General features: G+C 39.0%; 23 protein-coding genes, 1 tRNA gene and 1 pseudogene. 5 read left to right on the plus strand and 20 right to left on the minus strand.

Annotated features, from left to right (window positions below; translation table 11 throughout):
- Nucleotides 1-3 precede the first annotated feature (3 nt).
- From FIM44_RS03400 to FIM44_RS03460, 13 genes and pseudogenes are all read right to left on the minus strand, one after another.
- Nucleotides 4-402, minus strand: a complete 399-nt coding sequence (locus FIM44_RS03400) for a YkgJ family cysteine cluster protein (protein WP_001150534.1) — start codon at nucleotides 400-402, stop codon at nucleotides 4-6.
- Nucleotides 403-418: 16 nt separating this feature from the next.
- Nucleotides 419-958, minus strand: coding sequence for a PilO family protein (pilO, locus tag FIM44_RS03405; protein ID WP_097723387.1), 540 nt, complete (start codon nucleotides 956-958; stop codon nucleotides 419-421).
- Nucleotides 955-1488 (minus strand): PilN family protein, encoded by a 534-nt coding sequence (locus FIM44_RS03410; protein WP_001873758.1) that lies wholly within the window; start codon nucleotides 1486-1488, stop codon nucleotides 955-957. The genes pilO and FIM44_RS03410 overlap by 4 nt, the downstream gene beginning before the upstream one ends.
- Nucleotides 1478-2461, minus strand: coding sequence for a PilM family protein (gene pilM, locus FIM44_RS03415; protein WP_120927623.1), 984 nt, complete (start codon nucleotides 2459-2461; stop codon nucleotides 1478-1480). Before pilM ends, FIM44_RS03410 begins: the two co-directional genes overlap by 11 nt.
- The gene (locus FIM44_RS03420) at nucleotides 2454-3107 is read right to left on the minus strand and encodes a lysophospholipid acyltransferase family protein (protein ID WP_140518814.1); all 654 of its coding nucleotides are present in this window, start codon (nucleotides 3105-3107) and stop codon (nucleotides 2454-2456) included. Before FIM44_RS03420 ends, pilM begins: the two co-directional genes overlap by 8 nt.
- A gap of 36 nt (nucleotides 3108-3143) precedes the next feature.
- Nucleotides 3144-4460 carry a tRNA (N6-isopentenyl adenosine(37)-C2)-methylthiotransferase MiaB gene (miaB, locus tag FIM44_RS03425; protein WP_140579093.1) on the minus strand — a complete coding sequence of 439 codons (1317 nt, stop codon included), beginning with the start codon at nucleotides 4458-4460 and terminating at the stop codon, nucleotides 3144-3146.
- Between the two features lie 9 nt (nucleotides 4461-4469).
- Nucleotides 4470-4712: a nuclease gene (locus FIM44_RS03430; protein ID WP_024750891.1), complete on the minus strand. Its 243-nt coding sequence runs from the start codon at nucleotides 4710-4712 to the stop codon at nucleotides 4470-4472.
- A 60-nt stretch (nucleotides 4713-4772) separates the two neighbouring features.
- Nucleotides 4773-6002 carry an adenosine deaminase gene (locus FIM44_RS03435; RefSeq protein WP_140579094.1) on the minus strand — a complete coding sequence of 410 codons (1230 nt, stop codon included), beginning with the start codon at nucleotides 6000-6002 and terminating at the stop codon, nucleotides 4773-4775.
- A complete protein-coding gene (locus FIM44_RS03440) occupies nucleotides 5987-7123 on the minus strand; it encodes an amidohydrolase family protein (protein WP_140579095.1) in 1137 nt (378 codons plus the stop codon). Before FIM44_RS03440 ends, FIM44_RS03435 begins: the two co-directional genes overlap by 16 nt.
- Nucleotides 7124-7132: 9 nt before the next feature.
- A complete protein-coding gene (locus FIM44_RS03445) occupies nucleotides 7133-7852 on the minus strand; it encodes a cytochrome c biogenesis protein CcdA (protein WP_001875295.1) in 720 nt (239 codons plus the stop codon).
- Nucleotides 7853-7908: 56 nt separating this feature from the next.
- On the minus strand, nucleotides 7909-10479 hold the full coding sequence (locus tag FIM44_RS03450; RefSeq protein WP_140579096.1) for an ATP-dependent Clp protease ATP-binding subunit: 2571 nt from the start codon (nucleotides 10477-10479) through the stop codon (nucleotides 7909-7911).
- Between the two features lie 71 nt (nucleotides 10480-10550).
- Nucleotides 10551-11309: a DNA-methyltransferase gene (locus FIM44_RS03455; RefSeq protein ID WP_140579097.1), complete on the minus strand. Its 759-nt coding sequence runs from the start codon at nucleotides 11307-11309 to the stop codon at nucleotides 10551-10553.
- Nucleotides 11306-11999, minus strand: a pseudogene (locus FIM44_RS03460) (BsaWI family type II restriction enzyme). Before FIM44_RS03460 ends, FIM44_RS03455 begins: the two are co-directional and overlap by 4 nt.
- Nucleotides 12000-12187: 188 nt before the next feature.
- Here FIM44_RS03460 and FIM44_RS03465 point away from each other — a divergent pair.
- The gene (locus tag FIM44_RS03465; RefSeq protein WP_140579098.1) at nucleotides 12188-12802 is read left to right on the plus strand and encodes a hypothetical protein; all 615 of its coding nucleotides are present in this window, start codon (nucleotides 12188-12190) and stop codon (nucleotides 12800-12802) included.
- A complete protein-coding gene (locus FIM44_RS03470; RefSeq protein ID WP_140579099.1) occupies nucleotides 12795-13967 on the plus strand; it encodes a DNA methyltransferase in 1173 nt (390 codons plus the stop codon). The genes FIM44_RS03465 and FIM44_RS03470 overlap by 8 nt, the downstream gene beginning before the upstream one ends.
- Nucleotides 13968-13985: 18 nt before the next feature.
- Here the strand turns inward: FIM44_RS03470 and xseA are convergent, their stop codons facing one another.
- The 7 genes from xseA to hopF form a co-directional block, all read right to left on the minus strand.
- Entirely contained in the window at nucleotides 13986-15248 is a 1263-nt protein-coding gene (gene xseA, locus FIM44_RS03475) for an exodeoxyribonuclease VII large subunit (protein WP_140579100.1), read from the minus strand.
- 12 nt (nucleotides 15249-15260) lie between these two features.
- Complete coding sequence (rseP, locus tag FIM44_RS03480; protein WP_140579101.1) at nucleotides 15261-16307, minus strand: RIP metalloprotease RseP; 1047 nt, start codon at nucleotides 16305-16307, stop codon at nucleotides 15261-15263.
- Complete coding sequence (locus tag FIM44_RS03485) at nucleotides 16307-16960, minus strand: MotE family protein (protein ID WP_140579102.1); 654 nt, start codon at nucleotides 16958-16960, stop codon at nucleotides 16307-16309. Before FIM44_RS03485 ends, rseP begins: the two co-directional genes overlap by 1 nt.
- Nucleotides 16953-17381: a flagellar export protein FliJ gene (locus tag FIM44_RS03490; protein WP_140579103.1), complete on the minus strand. Its 429-nt coding sequence runs from the start codon at nucleotides 17379-17381 to the stop codon at nucleotides 16953-16955. The genes FIM44_RS03485 and FIM44_RS03490 overlap by 8 nt, the downstream gene beginning before the upstream one ends.
- The gene (purA, locus tag FIM44_RS03495) at nucleotides 17378-18613 is read right to left on the minus strand and encodes an adenylosuccinate synthase (protein WP_140579104.1); all 1236 of its coding nucleotides are present in this window, start codon (nucleotides 18611-18613) and stop codon (nucleotides 17378-17380) included. The genes FIM44_RS03490 and purA overlap by 4 nt, the downstream gene beginning before the upstream one ends.
- 98 nt (nucleotides 18614-18711) lie before the next feature.
- Complete coding sequence (gene hopG, locus FIM44_RS03500; protein WP_140579105.1) at nucleotides 18712-20142, minus strand: Hop family outer membrane protein HopG; 1431 nt, start codon at nucleotides 20140-20142, stop codon at nucleotides 18712-18714.
- Between the two features lie 12 nt (nucleotides 20143-20154).
- The gene (hopF, locus tag FIM44_RS03505) at nucleotides 20155-21597 is read right to left on the minus strand and encodes a Hop family outer membrane protein HopF (protein WP_140579106.1); all 1443 of its coding nucleotides are present in this window, start codon (nucleotides 21595-21597) and stop codon (nucleotides 20155-20157) included.
- A 157-nt stretch (nucleotides 21598-21754) separates the two neighbouring features.
- On the opposite strand from hopF, the gene FIM44_RS03510 reads away from it, so the two are divergent.
- The 3 genes from FIM44_RS03510 (at nucleotide 21755) to nikE (ending at nucleotide 24517) form a co-directional block, all read left to right on the plus strand.
- Nucleotides 21755-21830, plus strand: a tRNA-Ala gene (locus FIM44_RS03510).
- Between the two features lie 104 nt (nucleotides 21831-21934).
- The gene (locus FIM44_RS03515; protein ID WP_194148687.1) at nucleotides 21935-22957 is read left to right on the plus strand and encodes an ABC transporter permease; all 1023 of its coding nucleotides are present in this window, start codon (nucleotides 21935-21937) and stop codon (nucleotides 22955-22957) included.
- Between the two features lie 9 nt (nucleotides 22958-22966).
- Nucleotides 22967-24517 (plus strand): nickel ABC transporter ATP-binding protein NikE, encoded by a 1551-nt coding sequence (gene nikE / locus FIM44_RS03520; RefSeq protein ID WP_140579108.1) that lies wholly within the window; start codon nucleotides 22967-22969, stop codon nucleotides 24515-24517.
- Nucleotides 24518-24525 lie beyond the last annotated feature (8 nt).

Below are 24525 nucleotides of genomic sequence, written 5' to 3' on the forward strand. Positions count from 1 at the left end.
ATTTTAGCGCACTTTAGTTTCTTTGGTTTTTTGTGTGATGCCCGGACAACTTTGGCAAAAAGCCTTTTTTTGCTCTTTAGAGAAAGTTTTCACGCTCTCCCAAAAAGGAAAAGTTTGGCATTGCTTAGGGCGTACGCTATAAATCTGGCATTTTTTCGTCTCCAAATCCAAAAACACGCACGCCAAACCCAACTCTTTAGCGTCTTTTTCTAATAAAGAGAACTTATACCCCACCTTTTTAACGTATTTTTGACTGAATTCTTCTAATTCTAATTTTAAAAAAGCGCTAATTTGTTGCATTTCTTGGATATTCAAAAAAATATACCCGCTTTCCCCCACGCAACACTTTGCCCCACAACCCTCGCATGCCTTAGGATTAAAACTAAAATCAAAATCTTGCATTAAACTACCCCTAATCCTATTGGAGATCAATACTCACGCTAAATTGCACCAACAGCCCTTCATCATCTTTAGAAATTTTTAAGGGCAATTGGCTTTGAGCGCTCGGTAAATACTTGTTGATTAAGGTGAAAAAAAGATAGGTCTTTTCCAATTCGCTCGCTCTAGCCATGATAAAAAATTGGGTTTTTTGAAGGGGGTTTTGAGAGAGCAAGGGTTTGATTTTATAGGCATCAAAACATTTTTTTAAGATCTTTTCTAAAATCCGCCTGGACTCTTCATCATTAAAAATCTTTAACAAAGATTCGCTGGTTTCTTTTTGATTGCGATAGTTTGTTAAAGCTGTTTCAAAATGCCTTTGCGCGTATTCTAAAACGCTTTTTTTACGATTTTCTTCTAAAAGGATTTTTTTTAATTCCAGCATGTTAGGCCATAGAAAATACTCGGTGTTCAACCAACCCAATAAGGAAAAAACCCCTAAAAAAATGAGGTTTTTAATGATAAAACCCACATCGCCTGATTGCTCTCTGTCTAAGTGTGAAAAATGCAATGGTTTCATTTAATAGACTCCGGGTTTTTTATCAGTAAGGAATTAGAAAAGTTGGTGGAGACAAAATTAAACCACCCGTCGCTTAAGGGGAAAAATTCCGCCCTAGAATAATCAAACATGGGGTTTAATTTGTTTTGAAACAAAAAATAAAAGGCTTCTTTAGAAGGAGTTTTACCACTAACCACCACGCTTTGCTGGTCTATTTCAATGCTATTAATAGTGATGGAATCCGGCACAATGTTTAAAAGCCCTTGCAAAACATCTCGTATATCATCGTTATAATTCAAACGCTTTTTAGCTTCTTTAATGAGTTTTAAGGTTTCATCAGTCTTAACCTGCAAGCGGCTGATTTCATGGCGGTAGAGCCTTTCTTGGATCGTTAAATCAGACGCGTTGTCTTGAGTGCGTTTAATGGCGTTGTGCATAAACCACACTAACCCCCCTATTACCACAAAAGATAAAAAAATGTAAAAAACCCAAATTTTAGAAAGCTTGCTGATAAGGTATTTCGCTCTTGGCTCAATATAACTAAAACGCATGCTTTTCATTCTCCATGCGCGCTAAAATATTCAAGCGCTCCACTAAAGAAAAATCAAGCCTATCCACTTCTATCATCAAAGTTTCTTGCAAATGCATTAACGCTTTGTGGTGGATTTGACAGCTGTCTAAAACAACCACTTTTTCTACAAAGTCTATCTCTCTAGAATGATAGACGCTGCGCAATCCCTCTTGCAAAACATCTGCAATTAAGGGGATATTCGTCATGCCTTCAATCAAACTATAAGCGTCCTCTGTTATTTTTTTGCTATTATCCTTACTGCTGTCTAGGCCTATCGCTTCTTCAAGGCTGTCAATATCTTCTTGGATTTCGCTCAAAAACAAATCCACAGCCTCATTATCCATTCCCATAAAATCTTCTTCTTTGCTCTCTATAAACTCTTCAGGTTGTTCTTCTAAAAACACGGATTTGGCTAAAAAAATCTCTTTTTTATCCGCAATCAAAAAATAAAATCTTGAACGCTCCAAAAGCAAATACAACAACGGCTTATTTTCTAAATTATCGCGCACAAAATCATAAATAAGGCTAAAAGGCGAAAATAAAAAATCCACATCCTGGATTTTAAAACGCTTGAAATCCTTTAAAAAATCCTTAGATTCCACATAAACGCAATACTTTTGATTGACTTCACAAGCATGATAATCTTGATTTTCTTGTTTGATTTTTTCAAACGCCTGCTTTTCGCATAAAACCTCTTTAGCCTTACTCATCGCGCTGAAATAAGTGTAGGGGTATTTTTGGCTATAAGTTCTAGCGATTTTTAAGGCTTGAATAGGGACTTCACCATTTTTAGTCTCCACTTTAGTCTCAAAAGTTTTAAAAAATTTCTCTTTAATGCGATCGTTTTTGATCCTTATGATTTGAGCGGATAAAAGATTGTGATCCACATTAAAAGAGATATACACTTGAGAGCAAAACTTCTCCTTAAACGCTTTTTTTAACCCTTTAAGCACCCAAACCCCTTTGAGGTTCTTCAAACCCAACAGAATCCATGCGCGTTTTTAAATATTCTTTAGCCTTTGAAAGCTCCAATTCTTTAGGGATGATTACAGATTCTAACATGTAATAATGCACTTCGCTAAAAGGCTTAGGGATTTCAAATTGATCCCAAGTGTTCAACCGCCATGCGTTTTTACAAACCACCCGACAAGCGCTAATCCCCACGCCTGATTTTTGAGCCAAAGCGATCACCCCATCCGCTATGCTGTGTCGTGGACCTTTGGGGCCATCAGGAGTGATAGCGACATCGCAACCTTCTTTCAAACGCTTAAGCCCCTCTATCAAAACCTTAACCCCCCCTTTTTTGCTAGAACCTCTAATATTTTTAAAACCAAAGCTTTCAAACAAACCCGCCGCAATAGAGCCGTCAAAATGCTGGCTTGCGATCACATAAACAGAAGGTTTTTGAAGCCTTAAATACGCAAACCCGATCATGCCAAGCTCCCCATGCCAACAGCTTACAATAAAGGGTTTTTCTTTTAAATTTTGAGCTAAAAAATAGCGGTTTTTACAAGTTTTATGCAACAACCAAAGGACTCCAAACGCCAAGCGTGGGACAACCTTTAAAACGATACTTTTCCTGAAAAATTTTAAGCTCAATTCTCGCCTTTAAACCCGCTTTTTCATTGGTTATTTTTAGTAGTTGCCTTTAGCGGTCGCTATCAAGCGCCCTTTGGAATGAGAAACAATCTCCACTCTTACAAGCTCGCCCGGATTTCTTTTTTCTTTACACGCTACTTCAATGAATTTTCCCGTATCGCTGCGCCCTTCAAAACCCACGATTTGATCATCCATTTCACGCCTGTTTTCCACCAACACCACATGCGTTTTACCCACTTCTAGCTTGGCTTTTTCTTCTAAAATTTCTTTATGCCTGTTTTGCAACCTCTCCAACCTTGAAGATGAAACCTCTAATGGCACTCTTTCTTTCCAAGCTCCCGCTTCAGTGAAAGGGCGTGGGGAGTAAATGAAACTATAGAGCGTGTCAAAACGCACTTTTTCTAGCACTTCCATCGTGTCTTCAAAATCCTTATCGCTTTCATTAGGGAAGCCTACGATAATATCCGTGCTAATGCCCACTTCAGGCACTAAAGCCTTTAACCTCTCCACCCTATTTAAAAACCACTCCTTACTATACCCCCTTCGCATCATCTTTAACACCGCGCTAGATCCGCTCTGTAAGGGCATGTGGATACTCTTGCACACTTTAGGGTTTTTGGCAAAGCGCTCTAAAAATGCATCATTCATGTGCAAAGGATGAGGCGAAGTGAATCGTATCCTTTCAATGCCTGAAATTTCGCTCAATTTATCCAGTAAATCGCTAAAATCCACTTTCGCGTGTTCGCTACTGAAACGCGCACCGTAATTATTCACATTCTGCCCTAAAAGCATCAGCTCTTTAGTGCCGTTATTCGCCAATTTCTCAGCTTCTTTTAAAATCAAATCCATAGGGATAGAAATTTCTTTGCCCCTAGTGTGCGGGACAATGCAATAAGCGCATTTCTTATCGCACCCTATAGAGATGTTTAATAGTGATCGGATTTGAGCCTTTTTTTCAAAAAATTCAAACGCATACGCGCTTTCATCATAATCAATCGCCACTTCAACCGCTTTTTCTTTATGGATCACCTGAGAGATTTTAGACACATTCCTAGCCCCTAACACAAAGCTCACGCTCGGGGCTTTTTTCAAAATATCCGCTCCCATGTGGCTTGCGGTGCACCCGCAAACCCCGATTTTGGCGTTGGGTTTTTTGATTTTAGCGAATTGCCCGATTTCTGAAAACAATTTCCGTTCAGGCTTTTCGCGCACGCTACAAGTGTTGATTAAAATCAAATCCGCCATTTTAGGGTCGCTAGTCTCTTTATAGTCTAGTTTGGACAGCTCGCTCAATAAATGCTCGCTATCTCTAGAGTTCATGGCACAACCCATCGTTTCAATATAAACTTTCAATACAAGCCTTTAAATAATGTGCAATTCATAAAGAAAATCTTTTTCATCGCTGCTGACCCTCACCTCATCTAAATAAGCCGTATGGCCTTTTTCTTTGAAAAAATCCACCGCTTTGAGCATGTCTTTGTGGGCGTTTGTGGGGGCAAAATAAAAAATAGAACGCTTGTCTTCACTAAATTTGCGATACAAATCCTCCAATTCCACGCTCTTAGCGTCTGATTTTCTCGTATTCTTGGCTAAAACTAATTTCATTGACTCTTTCCTCAATTGATTTGGATTTCCCATTTTAACGCATTCTGTCTTTAAAACAAATTAGATCACCCTTTTCCCCCCTAAAAACAAGCGTTCCACTTCTTTAGCATGCAATAAAAATTGCAAAACCGCTTGCTCTTTAGTGAATTTTTCATTAAAACCAAACACGCTCAAATCCGCCCTCTTATTGGCTTCTATCTCGCCATTATTCAAAGCTAAAGCTTTAGCCCCATGCCTAGTCGCCCCTAAAAGAGCGATGTTAGCTAATTCTAATAACGGCATGTTATGGGAAAGCAAAAACGCTCTTAATTCGTCTAAAAGGCTCAGCGAAACGTTAGAACTCAAGCCATCAGTGGCGACGCTCACGCTCAAGCCGGCTTCTTTAGCTCTTTCTAAATCCAACGCTTTCCCGCTCAACAGGCGGTTAGAAAAGGGGCATGTGATTAAAAAAGCGTTTTTGACTTGAGATTTAATCCTTTTTAACGCTTCCAAAGAAGCGAACTGGTTATGCACGAATAAAGTGTGCGTGTCTTTAAACATGTCAATGTAATCGTTCGCGCCCTTATAGAGCGATTTGAAATGAGACTCCTTTAAAAAATGCTGGTAAAAATTTTCAAACCACCCTTTAGAATTTTCTACCCATTCTAATTCTTCAAACGATTCTAAAAAATGCGTAGAAAGCAGGCTTTGTGAATCCTTGGCTAATTGGATCACGCTTAAAGCCATGTCTTTTTGGACCGAATAAGGGGCATGCACAGCGAGAGCGGCTTTAAGCTTTTTGTCTTCTAAATCTTTTAACTCTTTAAATTTGGCCTCAAACGCTTTTAGTTTTTCTAAAGAATAGCTACTCCCTAAAAACTCTAAAAACACGACAGCGCTCAAAGGGCTTTCTTTTAACAAATCAACTTCTATCAAGTGGTTAGAAATCGCTCCCACGCTCCCCACCCCGCTTTTTAATTGCGTGCTGATGGCGTTTTGAATAGCCCCTTGGCAATTTTCTAAAATCGCCCCCCCATTGTTTAACACGCTCCCTAACCAGCCAGAAAAACTCCCGTAATCAAAACTCGCCTTGTTGTTGGAAAATTCAAAATGGGTGTGCGCGTTGATAAAAGCGGGCAACAGAACGGAATTTTCAAAAAACTGCGCCTTTAAGTGGGGGTATTTAAGCGTTAAACTTTGATAATCGCCTATTTCAACAATCTTTTCATCAAAGACTACGCCATAATCTTCTAACACTTCGCATTTTTCATTGCATAAAAAAACTAAAGACGCTCCTATGATTTCTTGCATGCATTCTCCTTAATAAATGTGGTTTGCCCTTTTAAGATCATTCTTTGAACTTCGCCGTATAATTCTAAACCATAAAAGGGCGAATTTTTATTATGAACTCTTGTTTGAGCGTTTAAATCCACAATCATCAAATTGGCTAATTGGTTTTCTTTAACCTCGCCTGCATTGAGTTTTAAAAACCTCGCTTGATTAGTCGCCATGACTTTAATGAGCTGTTGGAAGCTGATAACCTTTTTTTGGACTAAAAAAGTATAAGCCACGCTAAAAGCGTCCTCTATGCTCTCACACCCAAAAGCGCTTTCTTCAAAAAGCTCTGCGTTAGAATTTTTAAAAACATGAAGGCTTGTGAGCATGGCGATTTCGTTATTTTTTAAGGCTTCTTTTAAGGCGTTTTGGCTTTCTTTATCCCTTAAAGGAGGAGCGATTTTAAATCGTGGCTCATAATCTTCATACACGCTCTCATCTAAAACTAAATGGCTTAAGGGCGTTTGGGCTTGCAATTTCGCTCCTAAATCATTAAAGGCTTTGATGAGTTTGAGCGTGGCGGTGCTATTTACTTTATCTAAAAGCATGGGGATTTGTAACGCTCTAGAAACTTCCATAAAACGCACCAAGCGTGTGTTTTCAAACGCATTTTCTACAAAATTTTGCCCCAATTCATAGGCTAATGCCCCGCTATTTAGGGCTTCAAAAGAATTTTCTAAAGAGATTAAAAGAGGCAAGTTGTAGGATTTGGCATAGTGGCTGATGAGTTCTAAAAAAGCATCAGATGGCGCGATTAAAATTTCCCCCCCTTTATTTTTAAGCGTGGCGATGTCAGCTAGTTGGTTGTTTTTGAGCGCCATGATGTTTTTAATGCCGCTTTGATCGCAATTAAAAACATTGAGTAACCCTACCCCCCCTTTAAAAGCCTTTTGTTTTAAATTCTCATAACCCTCCAAACCAGTAACGCTCAAATCAATGAAGCTTGGCAGCACGAATAAATCCCTGCACTCAATCACTTCTTCATTTTTAATAGGGCTTAAGTTTTCTTTAATCTCTATAATGAGGGAATCTTTTAAGCGAATATCCGCTCTTTTTAAAACCTCATCATCATAAAACGAAGCGTTTTTTAACAGCATCAAACTCTCCTATTTTTGCAAGAAATTCGTCAAGCTTTCTAAAGAATTTGTCATGATCAATATTCCCATTAAAATAAGCACCAACCCTGAAACAATTTCAATCGCGCGGTTGTATTTTTTTAAGGATTTTAAAAACAAAAGCGCTCTTTCTAGCATTAAAGCCACCAATAAAAAAGGGATCGCCAAGCCCATTACAAACACCACCATAAGGATTAAACCATAAGTATCCTTACTCGCGCTCATGATCACAATAGAAGTGAATATCGGCCCGATGCATGGCGTCCAGCCCAAAGCGAAACTCATGCCCAAAAGAAAGGGGTAAAAGCGCTGCATGCTATTAGATTTGCTCGCTAAACGAACGCTTTGAGTTTTATACAAAAATGCAAAACGAAACACGCCTAAAAAATGCAAACCAAAAAGGATCACAATCCCCCCAGCGATATAATTCACCCAGGAAAACGAAAAGCTATGGATAAGCTTGGCCATAGACATGCCCACGCCCAAAAACACGAGCGAAAACCCTACCACAAACATCAAGGATTTTAAAAAAACCGAAACCCTTTTAGCCTTACCATCTTTAATATCCTCTAAAGAAATTTGCGAAATATAAGACATATACGCCGGGATCAAAGGCAACACGCAAGGGCTTAAGAAAGTTAAAATCCCAGCTAGAAGCGAAGTTAAAAGAGGCGCTGTGTCAAAGAGATTAACAAGCGTGTTATCAAACATCATTCAATCCTTTTTCAAAAATAACCATTTCTTATTTTTTTTAGAATAACAAAACCTCACTTAATCTTAGGCACAATCTCGTTATTTTCTACCACAAACGCCACGCTGTCATTCTCTTTAATTTTATCCTCTAAAATGAGTTCAGCGAGCTTGTCTTCTACCATTTCATAGAGCGCACGCTTTAAGGGCCTAGCGCCATAAAATCTGTCAAATCCCGCTTCAGCGATCAATTCTTTCGCTTTTTCGTCTAGGGTTATATTAATGCCCCTTTCAAGCGCTTTTTTTTGAATGTTTTCAAAGAGTATCCCCACGATATTAATGATAGCATGGCTATCTAGGGCGTTAAAGGAGATGATTTCATCTAAGCGGTTTAAAAATTCCGGCTTGAAAAATTGCCTCAAGCTCTCTTTAATCGCTTTTTGTTTGTCGGCTTCACTCAAATTTTCTTCTAAAAGCGCACCGCTAGCCACATTGCTGGTTAAAATCAAAATCGTGTTTTTGAAATCCACCCTCACGCCCTTACTATCAGTCAAATGCCCCTCATCTAAAACCTGCAACAAAAGGTTAAACACATCCGGATGGGCTTTTTCCACTTCATCTAATAACACCACGCTATAAGGCTTTCTGCGCACAGCCTCTGTTAATTGCCCGCCTTCTTCATAGCCCACATACCCAGGAGCGGCCCCAATAAGACGGCTTATGGCATGCTTTTCTAGGTATTCGCTCATGTCAATTCTTATAAGATTTTTATCGCTATCAAACAAGAATTGCGCCAAAGCTTTAGCGCTCTCGGTTTTACCCACGCCTGTTGGTCCTAAAAAGAGAAAACTCCCTATGGGCTTATTGCTATCGCTAAGCCCAGCCTTATTCCTTTTAATCGCTTTAGCGATCGCTTTGATCGCTTTTTCTTGCCCCACCACTCTTTTTTGCAATTCGCTTTCAATGTTTAAAACCCTATTTTTTTCGCTTTGGAGCATTTTTTGGACCGGGATATGCGTCCATTGACTCACGATCTCAGCGATGTTGTTTTCGCTTAAAGCGTTTTGCAACAACGCCCCGTTTTGTTGCATCGCTTCCCATTTGTGCTGCAATTCTTCTTCTTTCTTTTTGTTTTCAGGGATTTTAGAGTATTCAATTTCACCCGCTTGCTGGTAATCCCCATTGCGCTTAAACCTCTCAGCCTCTTTTTTCAAACTTTCCGTTTCCATTTTCAAGCGTGAAATTTCTTTAAACACTTCTTTTTCGTTTTCAAATTGCGCTTCTAATTGGATTTTTTCTTCTTTCAAATCGCTCAATTCTTTAAGGATTTCTTGCATGCGTTTGGCATTGCTCTCTTTTTTTTCCATTTCAAGGGCTTGTTTTTCCATTTCTAGTCTTTGAATGGAGCGCTTAACGCTAGAGAGTTTGGCCGGCTCGGATTCCATTTGCATTTTTAATTGAGCCGCCCCCTCATCAATCAAATCAATCGCTTTATCGGGTAAAAACCTATCAGTGATATAACGGCTAGAGAGTTTAGCGCTCGCTATGAGCGCGGAGTCATTGATAGTGATATTATGGTGCGTTTCTAAAGTTTCTTTTAACCCCCTTAAAATCTGTAAAGCTTCATTGATGCTAGGCTCATTGAGTAAAATGGGTTGGAAACGCCTTTGTAACGCCATGTCTTTTTCAAAATACTTGCGGTATTCTTTCAAAGTGGTCGCTCCAATGGTGTGCAATTCCCCCCTAGCGAGCGCGGGTTTTAAAATATTAGCCGCATCCATGCCCCCCTCACTCGCCCCAGCCCCTACAATCGTGTGGATTTCATCAATGAATAAAATCACATTCGCGCTTTTTTTCACTTCTTCAATCACCTTTTTCAAGCGCTCTTCAAACTCGCCTCTGTATTTCGCTCCAGCCACCAATAAGCTCAAATCTAAAGCGATAACTCGTTTGTTTAAAAGCGTTTTAGGCACTTCCTTATTCACAATGCGTTGGGCCAAACCCTCCACAACCGCCGTTTTCCCCACTCCAGGCTCACCCAGTAAAATAGGGTTATTTTTTGTTTTTCTTATCAAAATTTGCATCATGCGAATGATTTCTTCATCTCTTCCGATCACGGGATCCAGCTTATTTTCTAAGGCTTTTTGCGTCAAATCAATGCCAAATTTTTCCAAACTTTCCAAATTAGAATCATCGTTTTTACCTTGGATAGTCGCACCCTTCCTCAAAGCCTCTAAAGTTTTTTGCAATTCCTTAGTGTCTAAATAAGGTTTTAGAACGCTTTCAAAAAGGCTCATGTTCGCCAAAAGATACACATCTGTAGCGATGAAAGAATCGCCCATTTTAGCCATCAAGCCTTGAGCGTTTTCTAAACTTTGGATTAGAGCCTGGTTTAACTGGATATTTTGCTTGTTGATTTGTGAAACTTTAGCAAACTTATTCAACTCGCTTTGAACGCTAAGCCTCAAGGCTTGAATATCCACAGACATTTTCTGTAAGGCTTGAATGAGGATGCCTTGGGAGTTATTGAGCATGACAAAAAGCATGTGCAAGGGCGTTACTTCAGCGTTTTTATGGTGTAAGGCTAGAGCGAGCGCGCTGTCTAAAGCCTCATGCAATTGGTCGGTCATTTTTTCAAATAAATTCATTATCAATCCTTTTTGAGTTTTAAAATCTACTATTTTACACTATTTTAACCCTCAAAGGTTTTTTAAAACGCTCACACTAATGACAAACTCTCTAAAATACGCTTTTTAGACAACTCGCAATATTCTTTTTCAATCTCTAAACCCACGCTAAAACGCCCTAAAGCGTTGGCCTCTAAAATAGTCGTTCCAGAGCCGCTAAAAGGATCAAAAATCGTGTCTTCTAAAAAAGAAAACAATTGGATGCAACGCCTGGGTAATTCCCTTGGGAATGGGGCTGGGTGTTTTAAGCGCTTTTTGGATTCGCCGCTAAAACTCCAAAGCCCGTTCGTGTAGAGCAAAAATTCCTCTTTACTCATTGTAGAAGTTTGTTTTTTTCGTTTGTATTCGTTTTTATAAAAAACAACAATCAACTCCACAGGAGCGATAGCATAAGGCACGCTAGCTTGCAGCCAACTCCCCCAAGCGGTGCGTCTTGAGATATTGCTTTCATTCCAAATAATCGTATTTTGGTATTTCCAACCGCACTCCTTGGCCACTGCTGTGATGTCTGCCCCTAAACTTTGCTTGCCATGTTTATTCGTGTCTAAAGGGACATTCAAGCACAATCTCGCCTGCTCCTTGCCCCAAAAATAGCAATTTTTAAGCCAATTTTTGCACCAATTTAAATAATCATCATAAGCCCTAAAATCATTACTCCCTTGATATTCAACGCTCAAATTATAGGGCGGTGAAGTGATGCACAAATCATAAAAACCTTTTTCAAAAGTCTTTAAAACGCTGACATCGCCATGGTATAAATCCAATTTTTCCAAACTGAAATAAGGTTTCATAAAAGCCTTTTTAAATCTTCTAATAAATTTTCTATATCCTTAATTTTAGAGCTTTGATCAAAATGGCTTTTGGCTAAATAAAGGCCGTCTAATTCATGCTCCATGACAATGCTTTTTTAGGCTTGTCTTTAAAGCTGATTTCATCATCGTTATCCGGCGTTATCATGAAAACTTTAATGTGAGAAGTTATAGGCGATTGTAAAAGTTTTAATTTTCCAATAAGGCGTTTCTGTGAAACGCTCTCTAAACGAATTTTTTACCGATAAAATCGCTAGAATTTTGACATTATCCTTGTTGGTTTGATAAAGAATAATATCCCCCATCAGGTAACACGCTATATTCTCCAAAATGCACCAATAAAGCCCGTTTGACTCTATCCAACTCGCCATTAATGCGCTTAGCCCTTAAGATTTTATCGTTCGTCATTTTGACATTGTTTTTAATACAAAAATCTTTTAATAAAAGTTCTATGATTTTTTCTAACGCTCTTCCAACCGCACTGACAAAGCCTTGTCTGGCTAAAATACTAGTCTCTTCTTTGCTTTTATTTTGCTTGATATAATCGTTCATTTTATGATTTAAAAAGCGTTCTTTTTCTTACGCGTAAAAAACCTGTAAAAACTTGTAAGGCTCAGGTTGTCCTCTCATAAAATCTTTAAAACGCTCTAAAATAATATCGGCTAAACTCAATCCAAACACCTTAATCAACAGGAATCAATCAAATTATAATACAAAACTTTTTGATAATGGCTGGTGTTTGAAACAAGCTTATAATAAAAATGAAATTTAAATTTTAGATATTCTGCTTAAAAGTATTGCTAATGAATCATATATTTTCACTAAAATAATATTGACAGAGTTTAATCAAAGGGCTAGATATGCAATTTTTAAATCAATCTTTGGGATTTTTTAATAAGGGTTGCTTTGAACCTATTGATAGAAACTTCATTACAGAAAGCTATCAAGCACTAAAGCCAATTGAAGAAATTCAAAATAAATACAATAAACATGACAACGATTCATTTTTGAATGAATTGAGAGACAGCATGGTGGCTTTATATTTAGATTATGATCTCATCAATACCCAAAAGCATGGTCTTGATGCTAAAAGAAGTTCGAACGATGAATTTTTAGAAATCAAACAAGTATCTTTTCAAAGTAAAACTTGGAGCACGACTTTTAATGACACCACTTTAGAAAAAGCCAAAGTTTTTTGCGATATTAAAACGACTTTAGCCGTGGGCGTGTGGAATAATATTTCTAATCTTTTATTCATTGTTTATGGGAAGCACCCTAAAATGGGATTGTATTTAGAACAAAAAGTGAAAGAGTGTCATAACGAAAGGAGGCGTTCAACTCAAACGATAGGAATTAGTAAGTTAATCAAAGAATTTGATTCTAAAATGAAACCCATTGATTCAAAAGAACAAGAGCTTATCAATCTTTTTAATCTCAAGTTTGGTCGTTTTTCTTGGGAAAATTATCTTGCATAAAGTTTTTATCATGGAAGCTTTGGAGTGTTTGAAAAGAATAGAAAAAGAAAGCATCCAAACTATCTATATAGATCCCCCTTATAACACTAAGAGTTCTAACTTTGAATATGAAGACGCTCATGCTGATTATGAGAAATGGATTAAAGAGCATTTGATTTTAGCAAAGGCGGTGTTAAAACAAAGTGGTTGTATTTTTATTTCTATAGATGATAATAAAATGGCTGAAGTTAAAATCATTGCCAATGAAATTTTTGGAACGCGCAATTTTTTAGGCACTTTTATCACCAAACAAGCCACAAGATCTAACGCTAAACACATCAATATTACCCATGAATATGTTTTAAGCTACGCCAAAAATAAAGCGTTCGCTCCTGGTTTTAAAATCTTACGAACGCTTTTGCCTGTTTATGCTAAAGCATTAAAAGATTTAATGCGAACGATTAAGAATGTTTTTAAACAAAAAGGACAAGCTCAAGCCCAACTTGTCTTAAAAGAACAAATCAAAGAGTTATCCCAAAAAGAACATTTTAATTTTTTAAAAAATTACAATTTAGTGGATGAAAAAGGTGAGATTTATTCCGCTAAAGATTTATCCACGCCTTCCAACCCGCGCAGTGTAGCGATACAAGAAATCAATCTTTTTTTAGAACCCTTAAAAAGCAGAGGGTGGAGCAGCGATGAAAAGCTTAAGGAGTTATATCATCAAAATAGACTTATTTTTAAGAATAATCGCCCTTATGAAAAATATTACTTAAAAGAATCGCAAGATAATTGTTTGAGCGTGTTGGATTTTTATAGCCGACAAGGCACAAAAGATTTAGAAAAATTAGGCTTAAAGGGGCTTTTTAAGACGCCAAAACCTGTAGCATTGATCAAATATTTATTATTATGCTCCACCCCTAAAGATTCTATTATTTTAGATTTTTTTGCAGGTAGCGGGACAACAGCGCAAGCGGTTATAGAAGTTAATAAGGATTATTATTTAAATTGGTCTTTTTATTTGTGCCAAAAAGAAGAAACAATTAAAAATAACCCGCAAGCTGCCAGCATTTTAAAAAACAAGGGGTATCAAAACACGATTTCAAACATCATGCTGTTGCGTTTAGAAAAGATCATCAAAAGAAGTGAATACGAAATTTTAAAAACAAAATCTATTTTATTTTAAATATTATTTTTCAAACCCCTACACCCTATCCACGCTCAAAATTTCAGCGCTCGCTCTGGCTTTTTCATTACTCAATTCAATTTTATCGCCCGTTTTTAATGCCTCTAATTCTACCGCTTGATGATTTTTACTCACCAACGCCCCAAATTGGGGTAATTTCAAATGTGCATGAGCGAGTTTAAGGGCGTTTTCTAGTGCGTTCAATCGCTCTGTTTTGGTTTGTAAAAAAGGGCTTGTTAATGTTTGAGTAGAGATTTTTTCTAAAAGCGTTTTTTTAAAGCGTAAAAATTCTAGGGTTTTATTTTCTAGAGCGATTTTTAGTTTTTCTAGTTTTAAAGCGTTTAAATGGTGCTTGTTTTCAAAACTCAATCGTTTTAAAAAATCCGCTAAATGCTCTAAATGCGCCTTTTTTTGATGGAGCAAAGTTTTAAAAGAGCGGCGCAATTTCACATTAAACCCATCAAGTCTTTGCAACCATTCATCGCTGCTAGGGAGTAAAATCTCCATCGCGTTTGAAGGCGTAGAAGCCCTTAAATCCGCCACCAAATCGCTCAATAAAAAATCGCTCTCATGCCCAATAGCTGACATGCTGAAAGTTTTAGCCAAATACAGAGCATCAGCGATTTTCTCATCATTGAAAGAATACAAATCCTCCATGCTCCCCCCACCCCTAGCCACTACAATCGCATCAAAAGCGTTTTTTGTGTCATGAAAACTATCCGCATAAGCGATGCTCTCCACCACGCTTTGAACGCACCCCTCCCCTTGCATTAAAGTGTTGATGCAGACTAATTCACACATCGGCCATCGTTTGGAAGCGATCTTTTGCATGTCTGCCCAAGCGGCTGAATTTTGAGAAGTGATGACTGCCACTCGTTTAGGAAAATGCGGTTTGGGTAATTTATGGGCTTCATCAAAATAGCCCTTAAGGCGTAATTTTTCTTTCAATTGCTCTAAAGCTAAAGTTAATGAACCTATATCTTTAGGCTCTATTTCAAAGCAATTGATTTGATAATCCCCCCTTGGAACATACACGCTAATGCCCCCAAAAACAACCACTTCCTGCCCTTCTTTTAAAGCGAATTTAAGCCTGTTAGCGTTCCCTTTAAACAGCACGCATTTAATGACTGATTGGCTGTCTTTGAGCGAAAAATACGCATGGTCACTCACCTTATGGATAGTCAAATTACTCACTTCCCCTTGAACCCTAACCTGCAAAAAAGTCGCTTCTAAAAGGGCTTTGATCTGTGCATTGATTTCGCTCACGCTCAATACATCCACCAACTCCCCCTTTTATAGCAAACGAGTGATGTCATTGAAAAGCCCTAAAAACATGATAAAAACCAAAAACCCCACCCCCGCTAGCCACAACGCATTTTGCATAAACGCTGGCAAAGTGATCTTAAAAATATTTTTAAAAACAACCCCTAACATTTGCGCCCCATCTAGTGCCGGAATGGGTAATAAATTTAAAATCCCTAAATTGATAGACAAAAACGCCCCAAACAACAAAAGCATGCTCAAACTATTGGCATGGCTTAACGCTCCCACAATGCCTACCACCCCACTCAATTCTTTAACTGAAGCGCTCCCTGTAATCAAACGCCTTAAAGAATCCACAATCAAAACAACGCCCTCTTTAAACCGACTCAAGGCCTGCTTGAACGCCTGAATTAAGGAATAAGAGACAACGCCCATTTTTTGCATGTCCGGCTTGATGCCTATCACTTTATACCGGATCATTTCATTAGGATCGTTAGAATCGCTTATCACCGCTACGATTTTGGGGGTCAGTCGTTTTTCTAAAATCTGATGGTTGCGCTCTATTTCTAAAACCAACTCGCCTCTAGCATGCGCCACTACGCTTCTAATCTCTCCAAAACTCGCTATTTTTTGATGGTTGATAGAAAGGATTTTATCCCCTTTTAACAGCCCAGCTTCTAGCGCGTTTTTTTCTAAATCGCCAATGATTGGCAGTAAGACTTTTTCCCCGCTCAATGCCAGAAAAAAATACACTAAAATCGCAAAAAGAAAATTGAAAAACGCCCCCCCAAATAGTATCCATAGCTTTTGGAAAGGGCTTTTTTGCGCGTAGCTATCATTCGCGGTCTCATTCGTTCCATTTTCTTCTTTATCCATGCCCTTTAATTTCACATAGCCCCCAAGCGGGATCAAAGACAAAGCGAATTGCGTGCCAAAAAGCTTAAAAAAACAGAGTTTTTTACCAAAACCAATGCTAAACACTTCTACCTTGACCCCACAAATCCTAGCGATAGTGAAATGCCCTAATTCATGGACAAAGATTAAAAACGCCAGCATTAAAACCGCTGCAATGAACATCATACCTCTGCAGGCTCTTTGGTGTTAGGATCTTTTATCATCGGCTCTTTTGAAGGTGTGGGCACTATAGGGGGTGGTGTGGTTTTTGGGATTTCTTTATTTTCTCGTGGGGGTTTTTGCCACAACTCTGTCAAAGCCGCCGCTTTTTTAGGATCCATTTTGGCTAAAATTTTACCTAATTCTTGGGGTTTTAGCGCCATTAAAATTTCTAAGGCGTTTTGAGTGGGTAGATTTTCTAAAATCAAGGCGGACTTAGAATCTTTCATTTTAGAGTAAGTTTCGCCAATCTTGCTGTCTTTAGCCTGCTTGATTTCTCTTAAAATGCCTTCGTTTTCTTCTATCAAATTTTTAAGGCGCTTTTTTTCTTCCGTTTGTAAGGTTTTAAAGGCTTCTTCTTTAGCGGCTAAATTTTTCAGTTTTTCTTCCACTTCTTTTTCTTTTTTGTTTAACAGATCGTTTTTTTCATCTAAAAGGCGGGCGTTTTCGGTTTGCAAGATCCTTAAAGACTGCTCTTTTTCGCTCAATCGGCGCAAATCGTCTTTCAATTCGGCTTTTTTGGATTCAAAAATCGCCGAGCATTGCAACAATTCTTGCGCGGCTTCTTCGCTAAAGAGCGCTTGTAAAATCAGACCCATTAACAAGATTTTACGCATGCAAGCCCTCTTTTTGCCAGTGTAAAATCATGGCGTTTTCGTCCAAAAGAGCCTGCTCTTTTTTTTCCACAATTTCCTTTTCTTTTTGCTTTTCATTTTCTAAAATGATTTTAGCTTTTTCTAATTCCTGGTTAGCCAAAAGGTAATCTTTTTCTAAAATTTTTAAATCCTTAGTTAAATTCTCGCTCTCTTGTTGGTAATGTTCTATCTCCATTCTTAGAGCACTTTTTAATTGTTGGGTTTGTAAAAAAAGGCTCATTCCCCCCAATTCAGGGTTTTTAAACGTGCTCAATTGGGCTTGTTTGTCCAAAATTTCTCGCTCATTTTGCCGCAATTTTAAACGCTTGTTTTCAAGCTTTTGCTCTATTTTTTCTAACGCAAGGGTTTTTAATTGCACCAATACAGAAGCGAATTTTTTCATAGAAAAATCGTGTCTTCTCTTTCAGGGCTTGTAGAAATAAGGCGGATTTTTACCCCCACTTCTTTTTCAATAAAACGGATATACTCTCTAGCGTTTGGCTCTAAATCGTCTGATTTTCTCACGCCCACGCTTTTTTCCCAGCCTTTAAAAGTTTGATAGATCGGCGCACAATCTTTCAAATCGCTAGGGAAAGTCTCCAATCTTTCGCCCTTTCTTTCATAAGCCACGCACACCTTAATCGCATCAATCCCGTCTAAAACATCTAATTTCATTAAAGCTAATTGCGTGCAACCATTCAAAGCGCAAGCGTATTTTAAAGCCACCAAATCCAGCCACCCGCAACGCCTTGGGCGCTTGGTTGTCGTGCCAAACTCCGCGCCCTTAGCCCTTAAATGATCGCCCATGGGTGTGGTGTCTTCACTAGGGAAAGGCCCATTACCCACACGAGTGGAGTAGGCTTTCGTGATGCCTATCACTTCATTGATCGCTTTAGGGTTTAAGCCGGTGCTCACGCATGCGCTAGCGCTCGTGGTGTTAGAGCTTGTTACAAAAGGGTAAGTCCCTAAATCAATGTCTAAAAGCGTGCCTTGCGCCCCTTCTAATAGGATTTTTTCACCCTTTTGGTTCGCTTCTATCAGCATGCTTGTCGTGTCTTTGATAAAGGGGCAGATTTTTGGAGTATAAGTTTTGAAATACTCCCTCAAATCTTTTTCGTAATTCCTGCTCAAATCATACGCTTTTTTAAAAGGCTCAATGGCTTTGAAATGAGCGTTTAGCCTTTCTTCTAAGATTTTATCGTCTAATAAATCCCCCATTCTTATCCCGCTCCTTGCCATTTTATCCTCATAGCAAGGGCCTATGCCTTTTTTAGTCGTGCCGATGTTTTGAGATCGTTCTTTAAAAGCGTCTTTTTTGGCATGATAAGGCAAGATCACATGGGCTCTGTCGCTAATGAACAAACGATTTTCTAAATCCTCAAACGCGCTGATTTCTTCGCACAAATCCTTAATGCTCACGACCACTGCGCTAGAAATGATGTTCTTGCATTGGGGGTATAAAACCCCTGAGGGCATTAAATGCAAAGAATGCTTAACCCCCTTATGCACAATGGTATGCCCAGCGTTATGCCCGCCTTGATAACGCACCACAAAGTCATAATCTTTAGCGATCCTATCAACAATTTTTCCCTTCCCCTCATCTCCCCACTGGATCCCCACAACGACATCTGCCATAAAATATTATCCTTAAAACAAAGTAGATTGGATGGTTTAAAAGCTTGTTAGAATACCAAAAAAAAGTAAAGAGCCTCTTTATAAGCCCTAAAAAGAGCCTAAAAACCTATCGTGTAATTGATATAAAACGCATACAAACGCCTGTAATCCACATCAGCCCCATTCGCTCTCAAATACCTTTGATTGATAGCCGGGATTTTCACGCCAAATTCCATACCATGCTGAATGCTTTGAGACGCGCTCAAAAACCGGCGGTGCATGGTGCTGGCAAAATGAGCCCTTAAGCCCAAATTAAACAAAAATTGGAAATTCGTGGGAGTGGGGTATTCTTTAAACGAGTTTTCAATTTGACCTCTTAAAGAGCTATCCCAAGTGTTACCCGCTATTTGAATGCCCCCAAACACCCCCACATTCAAGGACTGATCGCTAAAAACCCTCCTAAAGATATTCCATAAAAAGTCTGTGCCAGCGCCATAAGTAAAGATATTCGCTTTAACAGCGCTGCTAAGACTGCCCAATTGCGTAAAGCCATAATCAAAGAAAGCGTAATATCGTAAGCCTATATTCCTCTTTCTCCCAAAAAATTGCTTATAGCCCATTTGAATGCCAAAGCCATTAATAACCCCATGCTGAGAGCTTTTGCCTGGTCCAAATTGGGGCAAGTAGGGTTCATCGTAATTATTCAGCATTCCTCCTAGCTGTTTTAGATTCTCTTGGTAAGTAGCGATTCGATCCGAGATGGTTTTCACATCCTTTTGAAGCATTGATTGAAGCATCGATCCTGCACCACCGCTATTACTCAAGCTTTCTGCGATCTGGCCCAACTTTGCTGAAGAAGTGTCATTAAAAAGCTGCATTTGGGCTAATAGCCCTTTTAAAAACACCGAATTGCTATCCAGATTCACTCTTGTAAGCGCGTTTAGAAGCGCCACACTCTCCGTGGCTAAGAGACTGAATTCATTTTGAGAACCATAGAGAACTTTTATAATCCCTACATATTCAGGAACGACTCCATTACTGCTGCCATTATTACTATTATTAACCAAGTTATAAAGCACATTACTCAAATACACTTGCAAGGCTTGAACGCTATAAGCGTTTTTATTCGTTTCAAAGCGTTGCTCAATTTGGGGGAGTATTTTTTTAAACTGGGTTAACTCTGCGTTGGTGTTGCCAACAGTTGTATTAGTATTGACAATTTGATTGCCTATCCCTAAAAGAGCGTTCATGGCCGTGTTTGTCGCTAAGGCCAAAAGCCCATTACTCCCTGCCATACCCACTCCCACTTGGCGGAAATCATCAATGACATTATTCCTTAAAGTGCTGCCTTTGTTATTGATGTTTTGTTGCGCGCCGCCGATTTGATAGCCCACTCCCATATAAAAGCCATTATCTTCAGCTAACGCCATGCTTAAAGGAAAGCTAAAAAGCAGAGCGGTTTTTAAAAGCCCTTTTTTGAGTGCGTGGTATTGACCATAACCTTTTTTCATTCTTGTATTCTTTATCTCTTTTGTGTTGGTGTTTTTCATCAAGAGCCTTCCTTAAAAACCGACTGAATAGCCCACATAGAAGCTAAAATTCCTCATATAGCTCGCACTTGAGCCTTGGGTTGCAAAATATTTATGAGCGATAACAGGGATTTTCACCCCAAATTCTATCCCTTGATCTAGCTTGTGCTTATTGAAATGGGTTTTTGCAAAGTTGGTGCGCAAGCCCAGATCAAACAAGAATTGGAACGAACTGGACTTGACATCAGGCCTTTGCCCGCTCAATAAGTTCGTTACATTAGCGCTCCAAGTTTGCCCTGCAATTTGAGCACCAAAGAAAAGACCGATTGCAGTTCTTTCCCTTCTTCTGGAGCGTTCAAAGAAATTGTATAAAAAATCCGTTCCTACCCCATAAGTAACAAGATTCGCTCCCACTTTTAAATTTGTATCGCCAAAATTCGCATAGCCGTAATCCAAAAACCCATAATACCTTAAGCCAATATTTTTCTTATGGGTGAAAAATTGTTTATAACCCATCTTAGCCCCAAAGCCGTTCATGCTCGCTGACTGATAATCTCTGAGCGAAAAGAGGTTAGGGATATAAGAAATCTTATAAAGAGAACTAGCCGAATCTTCAAACTGATTCAAGCTCGTATTGATGATGCCTATGACTCTATCTAGCCCTTTCTTATAGATAAGCTGGTTCTTGTTAAAACAAGACGATGCACTGCTACAGATATTCTTTTCAATAAAACTCCCTAACTTCAAAGTCTCACGATCTAAAGAAATCCCGCTCTTGATCAAAGCGTTGAGCTCGCTCACCGTAGAATTAGCCCCTATCAAGCCCGTTTGCGAAGAAAAATTTTGCATGCCTGTGGCAATATCGCCCACACTCACGCCATTATACGCTCCATTAGTCCCACCTGCACCTAAAAGCATGACTTTCACAATGTTCTCGTATAGCTGTTGGTTATTATTGTTTTGGATTTTGCTCAAATCCACTTGCCCTAAAGCTAAAACGATGTTTTGAGCCACTGAGAGCATGCTATCAGTGATACCGATTTGTTCTTTCCCTACATCCACCACCAAAGGCTTAATGACATTCTGACTGGCGTATTGTTGGGATAGATCCAATAGCTTTCCTAAAATCTCTAGAGATTGCTCTAAATTGACTAAGGCTTGGTTTGGTTGCACATTTTGCTGTGATGCTTGTGCATTGTTTTTCACGCTTTCACTCAAAAGAGTTTTTGTTTTATTCCCTAAAATATCCAAGTAGTAGGATAAGGGAATGGCAGAAGTTTGCAACCTCACAGCCCCATCTCTAATCAACTGCTTTAATTCTTGCGCTTGAGTAAAGCCTGGATTTTTCAATTCCTGTCTGGCCAAACTCGTTTGATAATCTATGACAAAAAACGCCCCATCTTCTTCAGCGTTACACAAAGACATGCTCGCTAGTAAGGAAAGAGCGATCGTTTTTTTAAAGGAGTGGTTTTTCAAAAATATCCTTTTTGCTTTGATAAGTGATTTTACTTAATCCATAAAAGAAACTTTCTAATTTTAAGATAATCATTCTTAATTTGCTATTAAGTGTTTCAAAAAAGCATCAAATTGACATCTTTTAAGCAAAATGTTATAATGCTCGCTTAATTTTAGTGGGGTGTTAGCTCAGTTGGGAGAGCGCAACGCTGGCAGCGTTGAGGTCAGGGGTTCGAACCCCCTACACTCCACCATTATTATTACGCTTATCATCTTTCTTTATGGATCAAACCCATTTTCTTGCTAGTATTACCCATAATTAATTATAATCTTAGGAATTGTTTTTCATCAAGGGAGTTTGAGCGTGAGCAGTTTGTTTAAAATGCGCATTCTTAGTTTTAAAAAGAATAAGCGGGCGGTGTTTTCGCTCTATCTTTTTATCGCTTTATTAGCGCTTTCTCTTTTAGCCCCCTTGTGGGTGAATGATCGCCCCTTATTCATCTATAAAGATAATAAAGCGTATTTCCCCATGTTTAAAAACTATGCGGAAGTGGAGTTTGGAGGCGATTTTTTCACCCCCACAGATTATAACGATCCTTATGTGAAAAACACGCTTTTAAAAGACGCTTTCATCATCCATGCGCTCATCCCCTATAGCTACGATACGATCATTATGGATTTAGACTCGCCTGCCCCCACCCCCCCAAGCTTCAAACACCTTTTAGGCACAGACGATCAAGCCAGAGATGTGTTAGCCAGACTGGTTTATGGCTATCGTGTTTCGTTAGTGTTTGGGATTTTACTCACCCTTTTTAGCGTTCTTATTGGCGTGAGTTTGGGAGCGTTTCAAGGGTATTATGGAGGGTTAATGGATTTAGTGGGGCAAAGGTTGAGCGAGATCTGGAGCGCGATCCCTATGCTTTTTTTACTCATTGTGATTTCTAGTGCGTTTAATTCTAATTTTTGGATCATTTTATTTTTAGTCTTGCTCTTTAGCTGGATGGGGCTTTCTCAAGTCGTGCGCACGGAGTTTTTAAAAGCAAGGAATATGGACTACACCAAAGCCGCTAGAGCGCTTGGGGTGAGTGATTTAAAAATCATTTTCTACCATGTTTTACCCAACGCTTTAGTAGCGACAATCACTTATGTGCCGTTTTTAATGGCGGCTAGTATTTCTACTTTAGTGTCTTTGGATTTCTTGGGTTTTGGCATGCCTATAGGGAGCGCGAGTTTGGGCGAATTAGTCAATCAAGGCAAAGACAATCTCACTACGCCCCATTTAGCCATCGTGGCGTTTGTAGCCATTAGCTTGCTGCTTTCTGTTTTGGTGTTCATTGGCGAAGGGGTGCGCGATGCTTTCAACGCTAACATGCTCAAATAAGGGGGTTACATGCTAGAAATCAAAAACTTGAACTGCGTTTTAAACGCGCATTTTTCGCTCCAAAACATCAATATTTCGTTAAATCCTAGCGAAAGGGTGGCGATCGTGGGCGAGAGCGGGAGTGGGAAAAGCTCTATCGCTAATATCATCATGCGTTTAAACCCTAGATTCAAGCCCCATAATGGGGAAGTGCTGTTTGAAACAACCAACCTTTTAAAAGAAAGCGAAGCGTTTATGCAACATTTAAGGGGTAATGCGATCGCTTACATCGCTCAAGACCCCCTATCCAGCCTGAACCCCTTGCATAAAATCGGCAAACAAATGAGTGAAGCCTATTTTTTACACCATAAAAACGCTTCTAAAACGCTCCTTAAAGAAAAAGTTTTAAACGCCATGAAACAAGTCCAATTAGATGAAAAATTTTTGGATCGTTACCCTTATGAATTGAGCGGAGGGCAGTGCCAAAGGGTGTGTATCGCTATGGGCATTATTAATGCGCCCAAACTGCTCATTTGCGATGAGCCTACCACCGCATTAGATGCGCAAATCCAAAACCAGATTTTAGACTTGCTCAAGCAATTGAGCGTAGAAAAAAACATCGCCCTTTTGTTCATTAGCCATGATTTAAAAGCGGTCAAACGCTTGGCTGATAGGGTTTATGTGCTAAAAAAAGGCGAGATCGTAGAAACCAATTTGACTAAAGATCTTTTTAATGACCCTAAGCACGAATATTCAAAGCTCTTGATTCAAGCTTCAAACTTGCCCGCTAAAAATTTAAAAGCGCTAGATGAGACGCTTTTAGAAGTAAAAGATTTTAGCGTTTATTACTTGCAAAAACGCTTCTTTAGAACTTCTTTAAAAAAACCCCTTATCGCATCAGTCAATTTTTCCCTCAAAGCCAAAGAAAACATCGGCATCATTGGCGAAAGCGGGAGCGGGAAAAGCTCTCTAGCGTTGGGGCTTTTAAAACTCGCTTTAAACAGCGGGGAAGAAAAGATTTTAGGCCAAAGCGTGGGGCCTTTAAATTCTAAGGCGTTCAAACCCTACCGCAAGATTTTGCAAATGGTGTTTCAAGACCCTTACGCCTCATTAAACCCTCGCTTAAGCATTCAAAGCATTTTAACAGAAGCTTTGCGCTTTGCTTACCCTAAAGCTTCCAAAAAAGAATGGCACCATCTCGCAAAACTTTGTTTAGAAGAAGTGTGTTTAAACCCTGAATTGCTCAACTTTTACGCTTATGAGCTCAGTGGAGGGGAACGCCAAAGAGTGGCGATCGCTAGAGCGATTGCCTTAAAACCTAAAATCATTCTTTTAGATGAGCCAACCTCTGCTTTAGATAAGAGCATTCAAAAAAGCGTGTTGGAATTGTTGTTGAATTTACAAGAAAAGCAGGATTTGAGCTATTTGTTTATCAGCCATGATTTAGATGTGATCAAAGCGTTTTGCGATAAGGTGTTAGTGATAAGTGAGGGGAAAGTCGTAGAAATGGGTGCTATTAAAGAGGTGTTTGATAACCCTAAGCACGCTTATACGAAGCGTTTGTTAGAATCCAGGCTTTAAAAGTTTTA

Origin of the sequence: Helicobacter pylori, assembly GCF_006440215.1 — a bacterium.
Taxonomy (GTDB): Bacteria; Campylobacterota; Campylobacteria; order Campylobacterales; family Helicobacteraceae; genus Helicobacter; species Helicobacter pylori_CS.